Raw genomic sequence first — 16,271 nt, 5'->3', positions numbered from 1 at the left:
GTCCGCCGTTCGTCACACCGACCACGGGCCGGGATCGTATTTGGTCTGCCTGAGGCAGACAGGCCCATCGGTGGGCGGACGGCCCGGTTTTCTTCGACAATGACGAGTACAAGGGAATCCAGAGTTCGGTATTGTCCGAGGCGTGCGAAGCCGAATCATTGGTTCCGCTCAAGTGAGGGCGAGAATGTCGATGTGGTCAGAGTGAGCGCACCCGCTGACCGGCGCCCCGGTCTCGGTTCCGTGCCCCAAAAACCGCCCAATCAGGGATCACTAAGCGCCGCGGTGGAGGCCTCTGCCGCCAGTGGTGGGACTGCGGGACTTCATGATTAATCCAAGGCGATTTGTGGTGTTGGCGGCGGTCGCGCTGCTCGCCTTGACCCCTGGCACGACCGGAGCCTCGCCCGCCAAGTCGAAGCCGCTTGCGGCCCCGACCGTCGCGCCACCTCCTGCGCCCCCCGCCGAGCCGCTTCCGCCGCCGAAGATTTACCTGTTCCGCGGTGCGATGGGGCCGATCTTCTCGACCGGCATGGACCGGCTCAGCGAGAAGCTCACTGCAGCCGGCTTCTCGGCCGACGTTTACGAGTTCACTCTGTGCCGGCTGATCGGCAATCGCGCCATCGCCAGCTACAAGGAGAGCCCGGCGCCGATCGTGCTGATGGGCCATTCCATGGGCGGCCTGTGTTCGGTTCTCATCTCCGAGATGGCGGCCAAGGAGAACATCCCGATCAGCCTCGTCATCACCATCGATCCCGCGCATGCGACCGATGACGTGCCGCTCAATGTCGAGCGCTTCATCAACATCTTCCTCTCCGACAGTGTGCTCGGCGGCGGCAACGTCGTGGCAGTGCCGGGCTTCCGTGGCCATTACGCAAGCTACGACCTGAAACTGAACAGCCGCGTCTCGCACATCAACATCGAGAAGTCGGATGACATCCACCGCCAGATCGTCGACATGGTGACGCAGTTGCCGCGGATCCAGGCGGCGCAGACCGAGGCCGATGCGGTGCCGCTGCGCTATCTCGTGCCCGGGGACACGCTGGTCGAATTGTGGGACAGCGGCGTGCGGCTGCCGGTCCGCCGCGGCGACACCATGGAGAGCATTGCGGCCGCCAACCGCGTGCCGCTGTGGTCGCTCGCGCAGAGCAACTCGCTGCCGGAGAACGCAACGCTCACTCCGGGCCAGTCCATCATTGTCCCGCGGCATTTGACACCACCGGACGCCGCGGCCGCGATGGTGGTGCCGCCGGCGGCGGCACCACCATCGCGACGGAAGTAGCTTTCTCTCAAACGTTCGAGCCGTGGATCGCGTCGATCACGGCATCCGTCACGTCCTTCGTCGTCGCCTTGCCGCCGACATCAGGCGTCAGCACGCCGGCGGCGCAGACTTGCTCGACGGCCTTCATCAGCCGCGCGGCGGCATCCTTCTCGCCGAGATGCTCGAGCATCTGCGCGCCGGTCCAGAACGTTGCCACCGGGTTGGCAACGCCCTTGCCGGTGATGTCGAAGGCCGAGCCGTGGATCGGCTCGAACATCGAGGGGAAGCGGCGCTGCGGATCGATGTTGCCGGTCGGCGCCACGCCGAGGCTGCCCGCAAGCGCGCCGGCGAGGTCGGAAAGAATGTCGGCGTGGAGGTTGGTCGCAACGATGGTGTCGAGGCTCTTCGGATGCAGCGTCATGCGCACGGTCATGGCGTCGACCAGCATCTTGTCCCAGGTGACGTCGGGGAATTCGGTCGCGACTTCGGCGGCGATCTCGTCCCACATCACCATGCCATGGCGCTGCGCGTTCGACTTGGTCACGACGGTCAGGAATTTGCGCGGACGCGATTGCGCGAGCTGGAACGCGTAGCGCATGATCCGCGTCACGCCGACGCGGGTGAAGACCGCCACTTCCGTGCCGACCTCTTCCGGCAGGCCCCTGTGCGCGCGGCCGCCCATGCCGGCATATTCGCCTTCCGAATTCTCGCGCACGATCACCCAGTCGAGATCGCCGACGCCGACATTGCGCAGCGGCGAGGCGACGCCCGGCAAAATCCTGGTCGGCCGCACATTGGCGTATTGGTCAAAGCCCTGGCAGATCGGCAGCCGCAGGCCCCACAGCGTGATGTGGTCGGGCACGTCGGGCGCGCCGACCGCGCCGAAATAGATCGCGTCGAACTTCTTCAGCTCGGCGAGACCATCGGCCGGCATCATCACGCCGTGCTTCTTGTAATAGTCCGAGCCCCAGTCGAACGTCTTGACGTTGAAGGCGATGTCGCCGCTGCGCTTGGCTAGCGCCTCCAGCACGCGGATTCCGGCCGAGATGACCTCGGGGCCAATGCCGTCGGCGGGAATGGCTGCGATCGAATGGGTGCGCATGAGAATGCTCCGTTGGGATGTCAGTGGGATTGCGGCAGAGGTTCGACGGGCGCGGTCTGCGCGCGCGACAATAGCAGGGTCAGGACCGCCGAGAGAACGAGCAGGCCGCTGACGAAATAGAGTCCGCCGACAAAACTGCCGGTCTGGTCCTTGATCCAGCCGATCATGGCGGGGCCGACGAAGCCGCCGAGATTGCCGATCGAATTGATGGTGGCGATGCCGGCCGCAGCCGCAGGGCCGGAGAGGAACAGCGTCGGCATGCTCCAGAGCGGCGGCTTTGCTGAGGAGATACCGATATTGACGAGCGTCAGCGCGACGATGACGGCGACGACGCCGGATGCAAGGCCGGCATAGGCAAGCCCGACCGCTGCGATCAGGCAGGCGAGTACGACGTGCCAGGTGCGCTCGCCGGTGCGGTCCGAATGCCGTGCCCACAGCACCATGGCGACGACGGCGGCCGTGGCCGGAAGCGCATTGAGGAAGCCGACCTGGAGCGTGGACAGGCCGAACTGCCTGATGATCTGCGGCGCCCAGACGCCGAGCGTATAGAGGCCGGCCGAAGTGCCGAAATAGATCAGCGACAGCGCCAGCACGCGCGGATCGGCGAGCCCGCGCCAGATGCTGTGGCTCGCGGTTGCGGCCTTGCTTGTGGTTTCTTCGTTCATGGTCTCGACCAGCCAGCGGCGCTCATCATCGGCGAGCCATTTTGCCTTCTCCGGGCGATCGGTCAGGAAGGCCAGCACGACGAAGCCGAGCAGCACGGCCGGCACGGCCTCCAGAACGAACAGCCATTGCCAGCCCTTGAAGCCGAGCAGGCCGTCCATCTCCAGCAGCGCGCCGGAGACCGGCGATCCCAGCACGGTCGAGAGTGGTGCTGCCGCCATGAACAATGCGGTCACCGCGGCGCGCTGGCGCGCCGGGAACCAGTAGGAGAGATAGAGGATGATGCCGGGAAAGAAGCCTGCCTCTGCCACGCCGAGCAGGAAGCGCAGGATGTAGAAGCTGGTCGCACCTTGCACGAACGCCATCGCCGCCGAGACCAGGCCCCAGGTGATCATCACCCGCGCGATCCAGATCCGCGCGCCGACCTTGTGCAGGATGATGTTGGAGGGCACTTCGAACAGAAAGTAGCCCCAGAAGAAGATGCCGGCGCCAAAACCGTAGACGGTTGGCGACAGGCCGATGTCCTTGTTCATCGTCAGCGAGGCGAAGCCGATGTTGACGCGGTCGATGAAGGCCACGAAGTAGAGCAGCATGATGAAGGGAACGATGCGCCAGGTGATCTTGCGCAGCACGCGCGTCTGAATCTCGCTCGCCACTCTCGCCTCCCTCAGGTTCCGGTTTGTTGTGTGGCAGCGAGCCTAGGCGCGGGCGGCAGGTGGACTCAATTGGCGCTGGTTTATACAAAAGAATGATATAATCGTTGGGCAATCGCATGGGTGAGCGTTGAGCGCATCGAAGCTTCCGCGGCGTCATGGCCGGGCTTGTCCCGGCCATCCACGCCTTTCCCTGCGGCGCGAAGAACGTGGATGCCCGGGACAAGCCCGGGCATGACGACCGAGGGGCGACGAGAGGGCTTTTAATGGAATTGCATCAGTTGCGATGCTTCGTGGCGGCGGCCGAGCAGCTGCATTTCGGCCGCGCCGCGCAGCATCTCCAGATGCTGCCCTCCGCGCTCGGCCGCCAGATCAGGCTGCTGGAAGAGGACCTTGGGACACGGCTGTTCGCACGCACGACCCGCGCGGTCTCGCTGACCGAGGACGGCACGACGCTGCTGCGCGATGCCCGCGCCATCCTCGCCCGGGTCGAAGCCGTGGAAAGTAACCTGCGCAACCGCTCGCGGGCAGGCGCGGCGCGGCGGCTGCGGGTCGGCGCCATCGACAGCGCTGCGGCGGGGTTGCTGCCGCCGCTGCTGCGTGACTTCCGCGCCGGACATCCCCAGGTCGCGGTCCAGCTGCTGGAGGACAAGACAATCCGGCTGCTGCCGAAAATTCTGACCGGCGCGCTCGATCTCGCCTTCGTCCGTCCGCCTGACCGGCCGGACAAGCGGCTGGAGCTCCGCCCCCTGCTTCAGGAGACCGCGATCGTGGCCTTTCCGCAGCGCCACGCGCTCGCAGGGCGCAAGTCGATCACGCTGGCTGACATCGCCGACGAAGCCATGCTCGTCCCGGACCGTCGCTCGCGGCCGCACAGCCACGACCTCACGATAAAGCTGTTCGAGCAGGCCGGCTTGACGCCGCGCATCGTGCAGGTCGCCGACGAGAAGCAGACCATCATCCATCTGGTGGCAACGAAGCTTGGCGTTGCGATCGTACCGCGCTGGACCACGCGGATGGCAGTCTCCGGCGTGCGCTTCGTGCCGCTCCGGCCGAAGCAGAGCGGCCCCGTCGGGCGGCTGCCGCTTGCGGCGGCCTGGTTGCGCGGGTCGCGCGATCCGGCCCGAGATGCGATGCTGGCGGTGTTGGAGGCGCGCCTGCGCAGCTATGCGCGGGAAGCGTGAGCGGCTATGACTTGGGTTTGGCGAGAAGGTAGATTGCGATGACTGAACAGAAAGCTTCGAACGAATTGCGGGTTGCTATTGCGGGGCTTGGCTCGATCGGCAGCAAGATCGCGACGGCGCTCGATCACGGCATCGAGGGGCTGACGCTCTCCGCCGTGGCGGTACGCGATCCCGCGAAGCACCAGAGCTTCCTGAGCAGCCTGCGCCACCCGCCGAAAGTTTTGCCGATCGACCAGCTCGGCGACGCTGCCGACATCGTGGTCGAATGTGCGCCGAGCAGCCAGCTGCGCGCGGTCGTCGAGCCGGCGGTGACGCGCGGCAGGTCCGCGGTCGTGGTCAGCGTCGGCGGATTGCTCGACAATTTCGATCTCGTCGATCTCGCCCGGGCCAATGGCGGTCGCATTCTGGTGCCGACCGGTGCGTTGATCGGGCTCGATGCGGTCAATGCCGCCGCGGTCGGCACCATTCATTCGGTGAAGATGGTCACGCGCAAGCCGGTCGACGGGCTGAAGGGCGCGCCGTTCATCGTTCAGAACAACATCGACATCGACAATCTGCGCGAGCCGCTGAAACTGTTCGAGGGCAGCGCGCGCGACGCGGCGAAGGGCTTTCCGGCGAACGTCAATGTCGCCGTTGCGCTGTCGCTGGCGGGCATCGGGCCCGATCGTACCCAGATGCAGGTTTGGGCCGACCCCACCGTGACGCGCAATGTTCATCGCATCGAGGTCGAGGCGGATTCGGCGCGGTTCTCGATGGGCATCGAGAACATCCCGTCCGAAAATCCCAAGACCGGGATGATCACCGCGCTGTCCGTGATCGCGCTGCTGCGGAAGCAACGCGCCACGCTTTGCGTTGGAACGTAATCTTTTATGCGCCGGTGACGCGCCAGATCACGTTGCCGACGTCGTCGGCCATCAGCAGCGACTTCTTGTCGGGGCCGATCACGACGCCAACCGGGCGGCCGTAGGATTCCTTCTCGTCCGGGGACAGGAAGCCCGACAGAATGTCGCGACCGGGGCCTGACGGCTTGCCGTTCTCGAACGGGATGAACACCAGTTTGTAGCCGGACAGCGTGCTGCGATTCCACGAGCCGTGCTGGCCGATCACCATGCCGTCAGGGAAGCCGGGCAGGGTGCCAGCAGGCATCCAGCACAGGCCCAGCGAAGCGGTGTGGCCACCGAGCGCGTAGTCGGGCGTGAGCGCCTTGGCGACCATCGCTGCATCCTGCGGCACGCGGTCGTCCACCGTCTTGCCCCAGTAGCAATAGGGCCAGCCGTAGAAGCCGCCGTCGCGCACCGAGGTCAGATAGTCCGGCGGCGTCTCGTCGCCGAGCCCGTCGCGCTCGTTGACGACGGTCCAGAGCACGTTCGTGTTCGGCTCCCACGCGAGTCCAACCGGGTTGCGCAGTCCTGCACCAAAAATGCGATGCGTGCCGGCGGCGAGATCGAGCTCGTAGACCGCGGCGCGGCCTTCCTCGACCTCCATGCCCATCTCGGCGATGTTGCTCAGCGAGCCGACGCCGGCATAGAGCTTCTTGCCGTCGGGGCTTGCGAGCAGGCTGCGTGTCCAGTGGCCGCTCGGCTTGAACGTGGTGAGCCGCTTGCCCGGCGCGGTAATGCGATCGGCATTGGCGACATAGGGGAAGGCCATCACGCCGTCGGTGTTACCGACATAGAAGGTGTCACCGACCAGGGCCATGCCGAACGGCTGGCTGAGGTTCTCCATGAAGGCGCCGCGATGTTCAGCGACGCCGTCGCCGTTCTTGTCGCGCAAGAGCGTGATGCGGTTGGCGGACTCGCCGAGCGCTGCGGCGCGCCGCATCGTCGCCTGCATCGCGTAGTGAAACACCGACCTGGGAGCGCCCGCGATCTGCGTCGCCTCCGCGATCAGCACGTCGCCATTGGGCAGCACCTCGATCCAGCGCGGATGGTCGAGGCCGGTCGCGAACGCGTTGACCTTGAGCCCGGGCGCGACCGTCGGCTTCTGGCCCTCGCTCCAGCCGCGGGCGGTCGGCATCTTCAGCGTCGGCAGCGCGCCTTGCGGCTTTGCGTCGGGAATGGCCGGCGCCTGACCCCAGGCCGGCGCGGGCGTGGTGCCCGACAGCTTTCGCCATTGCAGCGCGATGCCGCCCACGAACGCGACAAACTGCGCAAATATGCTGGAAAATGTCATGAAAATCCCCTGTCGAACCCTGCGGCACTGTCCAACGACGGATCGTCCAAAGCCCCGCGCGGGCTCAGACCGGGTCGTCGACCTCTCCAGATCCACGATAGAACGTCGTCATGCCGTTTTGCGCGCGCATCCAACTGGGTGGCGGTAAAAAGGTCAACCTGTGTGGGCTCGGATCGGGCCGTTGAAGGCGCAAATGGCTGCAAGCCGAATTTGCATGGCAGCCATCACGTCGTCGTCATGGCAAACCGCCAGGACGACACTGGAGAGGATTAGCGGTTTGCTACATCACCGCGGCGACAGGAACGGGATGATCATCGGCACGCGGCGGCAATAGGCGCCGTAGGCGTCTTCGCCGAGCTCTTTCGACAAAAACACCTCTTCCATCCGGCCCTTCTGCCACATGCCGAGCGAGATCAGGATGGCGCCGAGGATCGTCGTGACGGTGCCGATCGCGATGCCGGTGACCAGCATGCCGAAGATCAGTCCCGTGTAGATCGGGTGACGAACGATGCCGTAGGGGCCGGTGTCGATGACGCGGTGGTCTTCCTTGTGGGTGATGGTGTTGGACCAGAATTTTCCGAGATGCAGCCGGCCCCACCAGGCGAAGGCGATGCCGGCGACCGAGAGGACCGCGGCGATGGTGATGCCGGTGTTGCCGAGCACCCAGAGCGGCTTCCAGCCCAGGATCTCCGCAATCCACGGCGTGTACAGGATGCCGCCGACCAGGATCGGCAGGCGATAGCGGCCGGACTCCAGCGTCATCACCTGCTTTTGCGTCCGGCCCTGCCAGAACGAGGCGCCCACCCAGCTGGCGAGAAAGGCGAGCCAGATCAGGGCCAGGAGCTCGGTCGGCCAAGTCGTGGTCCAGCCGCCCCAGGCGACGGAAAGAAGCTTGCTGAAATCGAAAGACATGCGGAAAGGTTCTTTGGGTTGAGGAGCAGATCAGCTCGCGCGCGACGACAGCGCGTGATGCTCGATGGCATTGGACGCGGCCTGGCCGCCGCGGGCGAGCAGATGGGTGATGGTTTCGCGCAGCACCGGCTCGATCGGGCGCGGCGCATAGCCGAGCTCGTTACGGGCCTTGCCGATGGAAAGGTCGCTCGCGGCAAGCGCAATGCGCACGCCCTCGGCGGTGCCGTTGGGTGGACGGTGCGTGATGCGATCGGAGATTGATTCAAGCATGATCGCGGAGAGCTCGGCAATCTTGCCCGGAACGACGACCGGATATTGCCGCCGTCTGCTCATCGCCGACATCATCCGCAGGATCTGGCCGAGCCTGACGCAGTCGCCGCCGAGGATGTAGCGCTGACCGGTGCGGCCGCGCTCCATCGTCAGCACCAGGCCCATCGCAACGTCGCGGACGTCGACGAGGTTGACCGGGAAGTCGAGATGCGGCTGCACCTTCTTCTGCAGGAAGTACCACAGCATCGCGGTGGGCGGCGTCAGATTGTGGTCGGCGGGGCCGATCGGCATGGTCGGCGTACCGATCACGAGCGGGAAGCCGCTGGCTGCGGCCTTGGCAGCGTGGTGCTCGGCGAGCGACTTCGACCGCGTATAGGCGCCCGGCATCGCGTCGGCCGGCTGCAGCGCCTCCTCGGCGGCAACGCCGTTGAGGCTGGTGTAGGGGAACAGGATCGATTCCGTCGAGCAGTGCAGGAAGCGGGAGACACCGCGCCTCATCGCAGCCGCTAGCACGACCTCGGTGCCGCGGAAATTGACGTCGTGGAAGTCGCGCTTGTTGGCGACCCACATGCCGGGCAGGCCGGCGAGGTGATAGACCTGATCGACGCCGGAAACCGCAGCATCGACCGCGCCGCCGTCCAGCACCGAGCCGTGCAGATATTCAACGTCCGCGTTCGCGGCGGCCGGCGGCCGCACATCAAGAACACGTACCCGCTGCCCACGGGCGCGGAGCGCTTCGACGAGATGCTGTCCGATGAAACCGCTGCCACCGGTAACCAGTACGAGAGTCATGAAGTAGGTTTTGCTGTTCCGCTTCGAGAAAGCTATCGGGTTGAAAGGGACTTGGTCGGAAGAGGCGCGAGAATCGCGGCGAGGTCGCGACGAAAACCCAGTGCAATGTAAAATTTTGCCATGACAAACATCGGTCCAAGCAGAAAATGCGTGGGGTGGTCGACCATCGACGGCTGCCGCTCCTCGAACACCCTGTGGCCGACGATCTGCGATGCGACGCCGAGCACGATCAGCACCGCAAAAATCGACCACATCATGGCAAGCGAGACCTGATTGCCGATCGCGGTTGCGACCGAAAGCAGCACGATCATCGACACGAGGATGCCAAGCCCGACGCCTGCATCCAGCATCAGCCAGTATACCAGGACCGGCAGCGCCAAAATCACCGCCAGGCTGACCTCGACCCCGAACACGGAAAAATGCACCAGCGTCAGCGGCAGTGTCGCGCCGGTGAAGAGCAGGAGAATGCCGACCACATGCATCGCGCAATTCCAGGGATCGCGATGGTATTCGACATAATCGGCCAGTTGGCGTCGAAAATAGCCAGCCATCTCAGTCTCGTGCGGCACGGGGTGGGGAAGGGCGAAGACAGCCTATAGCACCGGACAGGGCAGTGCACAAACCGGCGCTATTGTCGCGCAAAACCATGCTGTCGCGCTGTGAGACAGGTCACAAAATAGTCAAGACTTCAACGGGTTCCGTACGGCGCGAAGGCCGCGCGCTCAATGCTTCCTGGTGGGCTTTTTCGCCGCAGGCGCAGGGGCTGCTGCGGGATGCGCAGGCGCTTCTTCGGGCACTTTGGCAAAGGTCAGGATTTGCAACTGGCCGTTGACTGCCGAGGTCGGCTTGGCACGGTCGAGGAACTGCTCCTCGCCGAGGCCGATCGGCTGCAGCCGCTTGGTCGAAATCTTGAACGTGTTCACCAGCACGTCACGGATCGCGTCAGCCCGGCGCTGGCTCAGGATCGCGTTGGCCTCGCGCGTCTTCGAATTGGATTCGACATGGCCGACGATCAGGAACGTGTAGGGCAGCAGCGAGGCGTGAACCATCGCGTCGGCGATCCGGCCAACGGTCTGGTAGGAGTCCGGCTGGATGATCGGCGTGTCGGCGTCGAACTGGATCTGGGCGTTGAAGGCGGGCAGCTTGGCCAGATCGGGCGCGATCAGCGGCCGGTTCACCGGGCCCGGATCATTCTTGATCCTGGCCTTGGCCCGCTCCATCACCTGCTGCTTGAGCGCGGGGAGGTCGACCTCGGCCGCCTCCTCGAAATGATCGAGCTTGCCGACGATGTCGTCGCGGGTCGGCGCCGTCTGTGCGCCGGCTGCACCTGCGAGCAGAGCGAGACCCAACGCGAACCCGATTCCGGCGGTGATGTGCCCGGCCGCGCGCATCATCGATACCCCGCGTCGCCGACCGCCTTCAGGCAGTTGTTGCTGATGCCCTTGGGCGTCGAGACCAGGCAGGGGATCGACTTGCTGGTCTCCTTGGTCGAGCCGCCGCAGACCTTGACGATTTCGCGCTGGCAGGCGTTCGCCACCGTGACACGGGCGGCGACGCGCTTCTGGATGGCGTCGAACGCGGTGAGGTAGTCGCTTTGGCACTGCTGGGAGAGCACGTCCCGGTTACGGGAGAGGCACTCCTTCAGTCGGGTGGAGTCCGGATTGACACCGCGGCAATTGGCGACGATTTCCGCACCGCAGCTTTTCGCCAGCAGCCCGATCGAATCGCCAAAGCTCATGGTCTCCGCCGTCGCGAGCGACGGCATCCCCAATGCAAGTACGATCAGTGTGATGGAGCCCCGGACCATGGTTACATCTGATACGGGGAAGTTTGCCATGGTCAAGGGCTGTTCGCCCCAGGACTGTCGAGAGTTCGACCAGTGCGGCGAACAGTCCTCACTCCTCGGCTTCGGCAGCGGGAGGAAATTCGATCAGGACGGCCGTGTGGTTCCGGATATCGTCGGCAAATTCGGGATCGGCCTTGAGCTCGTCCAATGTCCTGGGCGGGGGAAGCTGGCGTCCGTCCTCGGTCAGCTCCTGCGCGTAGAACGCGATCGCCTCGGGCGCACTCTCCAGGGCCTCGTCGACGTCGTCGCCGCCGGAGATGCAGCCGGGCAGGTCCGGAAACCACAGGCTGACGTCGTCCGGGCCTGCGTCTTCGATGATGGCAACGTAGTGAGGCATGTCGGCTTCACGCCCGCTGGACAAAGCTGTCCACGACCTTCTTCTCGCCGGCCTTGTCGAAATGGATCGTGAGCTTGTTGCCGTCGATCTTGGTGACGTGGCCGTAGCCAAATTTCTGGTGGAAGACGCGGTCGGAGAGCGAGAATTCGGATGTCGTGCCGGTCGATTTGGCGACCAGCTCGCCCTCGATCGTCATCGGCCCGCGGCGGCGCGAGGAGAAGCTGCCGAAATCGGGGCCGGATGACGAAGACGACGAGAAATTCGAGGTCTCTTCCTCGAAGCCACCACTTCCGCCGCCGCTATTGCGACCGCCGCTCCGGTTGCGATTGGCTTGGGCACGCTGCCAGCCCGGCGTCGAATAGGTCGAGCCGAACGCCTCCATGTCGTCGAAGCGCGAGGCGCCGTAGCCGCCGGTGCCGCCCCAGGCCGAGCCACCCTTGGATTCCGTGATCTCGACATTGACCGCCGGCAATTCGTCGAGGAAGCGCGACGGGATCGTGGTCGACCAGGTGCCATGGATGCGCCGGTTGGTCGCGAAATAGATTTTCGCGCGCCGCCTCGCGCGCGTGAGGCCGACATGGCCAAGCCGGCGCTCTTCCTCCAGCCCCGCACGGCCCTGTTCGTCCAGCGTGCGCTGGCTCGGGAACAGGCCTTCCTCCCAGCCGGGCAAGAACACGTTGTCGAATTCGAGACCCTTGGCCGAGTGCAGCGTCATCAAGGACACCGCGTCTTCGTCAGCCCCGTTGTCGCGGTCCATCACCAGCGAGATGTGCTCGAGAAACCCCTGCAGGTTCTCGAACTCCTCCATCGAGCGCACGAGTTCTTTCAGGTTCTCCAGCCGGCCTGCGGCGTCCGCCGAACGGTCCTTCTGCCACATCTCGGTGTAGCCGCTCTCGTCGAGCACGATCTGGGCGAGATCCGTGTGGGCGGTAACCTCGCGCTGGGCGCGCCAGCGGTCGAACTGGGCGACGACGTCGCGCAAGGACCCGCGTGCCTTCGGCTTCAGCTCGTCGGTCTCGATCACGGCGCGCGCCGCCTCGAACAGCGGAATGCGGCGCTTGCGGGCGTGGTCGTGCAGCATCTGCACGGTGGCATCGCCAAGCCCGCGCTTGGGCACGTTGACGATGCGCTCGAAGGCGAGATCGTCGGCCGGCGAGTTGATGACGCGCAGATAAGCCAGCGCATCGCGGATTTCCGCGCGCTCGTAGAAGCGTGGGCCGCCGATGACGCGATAGGGCAGGCCGAGCGTGACAAAACGGTCTTCGAACTCGCGCATCTGGTAGGACGCGCGCACGAGAATGGCGACCTCGTTGAGCTTCTCGCCCTTGCGCTGGATCTGCTCGATCTCCTCACCGATGCCGCGGGCTTCCTCTTCCGAGTCCCACGAGCCCGTCACGGTGACCTTCTCGCCGTCCTGGTCCTCGGTGCGCAGCGTCTTGCCGAGCCGGCCTTCGTTATGCGCGATCAGGTGCGAGGCGGCCGCGAGGATGTGGCCGGTGGAGCGGTAATTGCGCTCGAGGCGGATGACTTTCGCGCCGGGAAAATCGTGGTCGAAGCGCAGGATGTTGTCGACCTCGGCGCCGCGCCAGCCATAGATCGACTGGTCGTCGTCGCCGACGCAGCAGATGTTCTTGGTGGGGCCTGCAGGAGCAGCCGCGATCGCCGCGCGCTCGGTCATTTCTGGGCGATGCGTCGCATCGAGCCCGGAATCTCGATCATCGGTCTCACTGCTGGATTCCGGGTTCGGCTCTTCGAGCCGCCCCGGAATGACGGCTTTGGTCGAAGACGGCGCCTGCGACAGCAGCCGCAGCCAGAGATACTGCGCGACGTTGGTGTCCTGATATTCGTCGACCAGAATGAATTTGAAGCGCTGCTGGTACTGCCGCAGGATATCCGGGTGCTCGCGGAAGATACGGATGTCTTCGAGCAGAAGATCGCCGAAATCGGCGGCGTTCAGGATCTTCAGCCGCTCCTGGTAGCTCGCATAGAGCTTGCCGCCCTTGCCGTTGGCGAAGACCGCGGCTTCGCCTGACGGCACTTGCGACGGCGTCAGGCCGCGGTTCTTCCAGCCATCGATCAGCCCGGCCAGCATGCGCGCGGGCCAGCGCTTGTCGTCGATGTTGTCGGCTTGCAGCAGCTGCTTCAGCAGCCGCACCTGGTCATCGGTGTCGAGCACGGTGAAGTTCGACTTGAGCTGCGCGAGCTCGGCGTGGGTCCGCAAAATGCGGCCGCCGATGGAGTGGAAGGTGCCGAGCCACGGCATGCCCTCGACGGCCTGGCCCAGCATCTGGCCGAGCCGATGCTTCATCTCGCGCGCGGCCTTGTTGGTGAAGGTCACCGACAGGATCTCGGCCGGGCGGGCGCGACCCTGGCTCAGGATGTGGGCGATGCGGGTGGTCAGCACGCGGGTCTTGCCGGTGCCGGCACCGGCCAGCACCAGGACCGGTCCGTCCAGCGTCTCCACGGCGTCGCGCTGCTCGGGATTGAGCCCGGTCAAATATTTCGGGCCGACCGAAGCGCGCGCACGCGCGGCGATGCCGCCGGCCACGGGCTGGTGGTCGGGGACGTTCTGGGAGGTGATTTTGCTTGGCTCGGTCATGCGAATCATTGGCCCCACGATGGCACCGCGGGGTGGTGGAAGGGAGCCTTCATAACAGGGATTGCTGCCTATATGGGGCGGCCGGGACGGGTTTTCCACGTGCGCGGCGGGCTGATTTGTTCCTCCCAGCCCGATGAATTTCGGGCCTCGGCGGGCCGGAACCAATGTTCCGAGCTCGAGATTGTTTGTGCAAGTGAGGCGCGTTCGCCGCGCCGATCGCAGACAGACATCAAAACGGAGGTTAGGGCCATGCTGAGCTGGGTTGTGACGTTTCTCGTTATCGCACTGATCGCCGGTCTTCTGGGCTTCGGCGGCCTCGCCGGCGCGTCGATCGAAATCGCCAAGATCATCTTCTTCGTGGCGATCGTCCTGTTCCTGGTCTCGGCCGTGGTCGGCCTGGCCCGCGGCCGCAGGATCTAGCGCGCCGGATGATGCACTACCGCTTCGAGGGCATCGCCACGTTTCGGCCGATGCCCTCGGGCCGCGGCACGGCGCGGTGAGCCTCGACCACGTCCGCGATGCGCTCGCTTATGTCCGGCGGAAAGGCCGCCACTTTCCGCGAGCCCATGTCGATGTGCAGCGACATGTTCTCGGAAGTGGCCGAGAGCCAGCCCTCGGTCGCGTGCCGCAGCTCCTGGAATGTGTGCAGGCGCTTGTCGTCGGCTTCCAGCAACCAGACCGAGACCTGCACGGGATCGCCAAGGTGGATCTCACGCAGATACCGCACGTGGCATTCGGCGGTGAAGGTCGACCCGTTGCGCTCCTTCATGTATCCCGGCCCGATCCCGAGCTGCAGCCACATCTGGTCGATCGCCCGGTCGAACATCACGTTGTAATAGGCCATGTTGAGATGGCCGTTATAGTCGATCCATTGCGGCTCGATCTGCATGATAGACGAACGGAACGGCTCGGCGTTCTCGGTTGTGGCGGCGCTCTCCGGCATGTCTCATTCCCTGGCTATGCGTCCGGTCGCTTGACTTGACCGGTGAGATGTCCTTTGCCACGGTTCCTGTGTCGGGAGGACTATCCGTGGGTACGACCATCACCAATAATCCGCCGCGGCCGGCGCCGAAAGCCCTCGCAAGCGCGCTGGAGCAGCTCGCCGCGCGCTTTGGCAACCGGCTCATCACCTCGCAGGCCGTCCGCGAGCAGCACGGCCACACCACCACATGGATCGTCAACCAGCCGCCCGACGGCGTGGTGATGGCGCAGGAGACGGCGGATATCCAGGACGTGGTGCGGATCTGCGCCAAAAATGGCGTGCCCGTCATTCCGTTCGGCACCGGCACCTCGCTCGAGGGTCAGGTCAACGCGCCTGCCGGCGGCATCTCGATCGATTTGCGCGACATGAACAAGGTGCTCGCGGTGCATGCCGAGGATCTCGACTGCGTGATTCAGCCCGGCGTCACCCGCAAGGCGCTGAACGAGCATCTGCGCGACCAGGGCTTGTTCTTCCCGATCGATCCCGGCGCGGACGCCTCGCTCGGCGGCATGGCCTCGACGCGTGCCTCCGGCACCAACGCGGTACGCTACGGCACCATGCGTGACAGCGTGCTGGCGCTCAAGGTGGTGCGCGGCGACGGTGAGATCATCACGACAGGCACGCGCGCGAAAAAATCGTCCGCCGGCTATGACCTGACACATCTGTTCGTCGGCGCCGAAGGCACGCTCGGCATCATCTCCGAACTGACCATTCGACTCCGCGGCATTCCCGAGACGATCGCGGCGGCCGCGGTGTCGTTCGAGACCGTGCACGGGGCATGTCAGGCCGTGATCCTGGCGATCCAGACCGGTATTCCCGTGGCGCGCATCGAGTTGCTCAATGCCGCGCAAGTCAAGGCCTGCAATTCCTATTCGAAGCTGACGCTGCCGGAGACGCCGCTGCTGCTGATGGAATTCCACGGCAGCGAGATCGAGGTCGATGCGCAGTCGAAGGCGTTCGGCGAGATCGCAAAGGATTGTGGCGGCGGTGATTTCTCCTGGACCACCAAGCCGGAGGATCGCACGAAACTGTGGCAGGCGCGGCACGATGCCTATTGGTCCGTCAAGGCGCTGCGGCCCGGCGACAGCATCGGTGTGGTCGCAACCGACGTCTGCGTGCCGATCTCGCGGCTTGCCGATTGCGTCAGCGAGACCGAGGAAGATCTCGAGCGACTCAATTTGTTGTCGCCGATCGTCGGCCATGTCGGCGACGGCAATTTCCACTGCTCGCTGGTGTGTGACACCAACGACGCAGCCGAGATGGCGCGCGGCGAGGAATTCATGCATCGCCTGGTCGAGCGCGCCCAGGCGATGGACGGCACCTGCACCGGCGAGCACGGTATCGGCCAGGGCAAGCAGAAATATTTGAAGGCGGAACTCGGCCCTGAAGCCATCGATGCGATGCGTGCGCTAAAAAGGGCACTCGATCCGCAAAACATCTTCAATCCCGGCAAGATCGTGCCGGAGGCGTAGCGCGCGCCTGTTGCGTTGCGATCGCGGAACGT

16 protein-coding genes are annotated in these 16,271 nt (G+C 65.1%); 5 read left to right on the top strand and 11 right to left on the bottom strand.

Going from position 1 to position 16,271, the window contains the following annotated elements; genetic code table 11:
* The first annotated feature begins 322 nt into the window (after window positions 1–322).
* Window positions 323–1,276 carry a LysM peptidoglycan-binding domain-containing protein gene (locus K3F49_RS06045; RefSeq protein ID WP_234679968.1) on the top strand — a complete coding sequence of 318 codons (954 nt, stop codon included), beginning with the start codon at window positions 323–325 and terminating at the stop codon, window positions 1,274–1,276.
* Window positions 1,277–1,283: 7 nt separating this feature from the next.
* Here the strand turns inward: K3F49_RS06045 and K3F49_RS06040 are convergent, their stop codons facing one another.
* Complete coding sequence (locus K3F49_RS06040; protein ID WP_234679967.1) at window positions 1,284–2,357, bottom strand: tartrate dehydrogenase; 1,074 nt, start codon at window positions 2,355–2,357, stop codon at window positions 1,284–1,286.
* Between the two features lie 20 nt (window positions 2,358–2,377).
* The gene (locus K3F49_RS06035) at window positions 2,378–3,676 is read right to left on the bottom strand and encodes an MFS transporter (protein ID WP_234679966.1); all 1,299 of its coding nucleotides are present in this window, start codon (window positions 3,674–3,676) and stop codon (window positions 2,378–2,380) included.
* A gap of 263 nt (window positions 3,677–3,939) precedes the next feature.
* Here K3F49_RS06035 and K3F49_RS06030 point away from each other — a divergent pair, with 263 nt between their 5' ends.
* Window positions 3,940–4,857 carry a LysR family transcriptional regulator gene (locus K3F49_RS06030; protein WP_234679965.1) on the top strand — a complete coding sequence of 306 codons (918 nt, stop codon included), beginning with the start codon at window positions 3,940–3,942 and terminating at the stop codon, window positions 4,855–4,857.
* 38 nt (window positions 4,858–4,895) lie between these two features.
* Window positions 4,896–5,720, top strand: a complete 825-nt coding sequence (locus K3F49_RS06025) for an aspartate dehydrogenase (protein WP_234679964.1) — start codon at window positions 4,896–4,898, stop codon at window positions 5,718–5,720.
* 4 nt (window positions 5,721–5,724) lie between these two features.
* Here the strand turns inward: K3F49_RS06025 and K3F49_RS06020 are convergent, their stop codons facing one another.
* The 8 genes from K3F49_RS06020 to K3F49_RS05985 form a co-directional block, all read right to left on the bottom strand.
* Window positions 5,725–7,029, bottom strand: coding sequence for a PQQ-dependent sugar dehydrogenase (locus tag K3F49_RS06020; protein ID WP_234679963.1), 1,305 nt, complete (start codon window positions 7,027–7,029; stop codon window positions 5,725–5,727).
* A 285-nt stretch (window positions 7,030–7,314) separates the two neighbouring features.
* A complete protein-coding gene (locus K3F49_RS06015; protein ID WP_234679962.1) occupies window positions 7,315–7,941 on the bottom strand; it encodes a methyltransferase family protein in 627 nt (208 codons plus the stop codon).
* A gap of 30 nt (window positions 7,942–7,971) precedes the next feature.
* On the bottom strand, window positions 7,972–9,003 hold the full coding sequence (locus tag K3F49_RS06010) for an NAD-dependent epimerase/dehydratase family protein (protein WP_234679961.1): 1,032 nt from the start codon (window positions 9,001–9,003) through the stop codon (window positions 7,972–7,974).
* Window positions 9,004–9,035: 32 nt separating this feature from the next.
* Complete coding sequence (locus K3F49_RS06005; RefSeq protein WP_234679960.1) at window positions 9,036–9,554, bottom strand: Mpo1 family 2-hydroxy fatty acid dioxygenase; 519 nt, start codon at window positions 9,552–9,554, stop codon at window positions 9,036–9,038.
* Between the two features lie 171 nt (window positions 9,555–9,725).
* Window positions 9,726–10,394: an OmpA family protein gene (locus tag K3F49_RS06000; RefSeq protein ID WP_234680583.1), complete on the bottom strand. Its 669-nt coding sequence runs from the start codon at window positions 10,392–10,394 to the stop codon at window positions 9,726–9,728.
* A complete protein-coding gene (locus K3F49_RS05995) occupies window positions 10,394–10,810 on the bottom strand; it encodes a hypothetical protein (RefSeq protein ID WP_234679959.1) in 417 nt (138 codons plus the stop codon). Before K3F49_RS05995 ends, K3F49_RS06000 begins: the two co-directional genes overlap by 1 nt.
* Window positions 10,811–10,898: 88 nt before the next feature.
* Complete coding sequence (locus K3F49_RS05990) at window positions 10,899–11,186, bottom strand: type II toxin-antitoxin system HicB family antitoxin (protein ID WP_234679958.1); 288 nt, start codon at window positions 11,184–11,186, stop codon at window positions 10,899–10,901.
* Window positions 11,187–11,193: 7 nt separating this feature from the next.
* The gene (locus K3F49_RS05985; RefSeq protein WP_234679957.1) at window positions 11,194–13,794 is read right to left on the bottom strand and encodes an ATP-dependent helicase; all 2,601 of its coding nucleotides are present in this window, start codon (window positions 13,792–13,794) and stop codon (window positions 11,194–11,196) included.
* 240 nt (window positions 13,795–14,034) lie between these two features.
* Between K3F49_RS05985 and K3F49_RS05980 the strand changes: the two genes are divergently transcribed.
* A complete protein-coding gene (locus K3F49_RS05980) occupies window positions 14,035–14,205 on the top strand; it encodes a DUF1328 domain-containing protein (protein ID WP_234679956.1) in 171 nt (56 codons plus the stop codon).
* 16 nt (window positions 14,206–14,221) lie between these two features.
* Here K3F49_RS05980 and K3F49_RS05975 read toward each other — a convergent pair whose 3' ends face one another.
* The gene (locus K3F49_RS05975; RefSeq protein ID WP_234679955.1) at window positions 14,222–14,728 is read right to left on the bottom strand and encodes a thioesterase family protein; all 507 of its coding nucleotides are present in this window, start codon (window positions 14,726–14,728) and stop codon (window positions 14,222–14,224) included.
* An 86-nt stretch (window positions 14,729–14,814) separates the two neighbouring features.
* Between K3F49_RS05975 and K3F49_RS05970 the strand changes: the two genes are divergently transcribed.
* Window positions 14,815–16,239 carry an FAD-binding oxidoreductase gene (locus K3F49_RS05970; RefSeq protein ID WP_234679954.1) on the top strand — a complete coding sequence of 475 codons (1,425 nt, stop codon included), beginning with the start codon at window positions 14,815–14,817 and terminating at the stop codon, window positions 16,237–16,239.
* The last annotated feature ends 32 nt before the right edge of the window (window positions 16,240–16,271 follow it).

The sequence above is a fragment of the Bradyrhizobium monzae genome (assembly GCF_021458635.1).
GTDB lineage: Bacteria > Pseudomonadota > Alphaproteobacteria > Rhizobiales > Xanthobacteraceae > Bradyrhizobium.
Note: the sequence above shows the minus strand (reverse complement) of the source record. Positions and strands in the feature narration are given on the sequence as shown.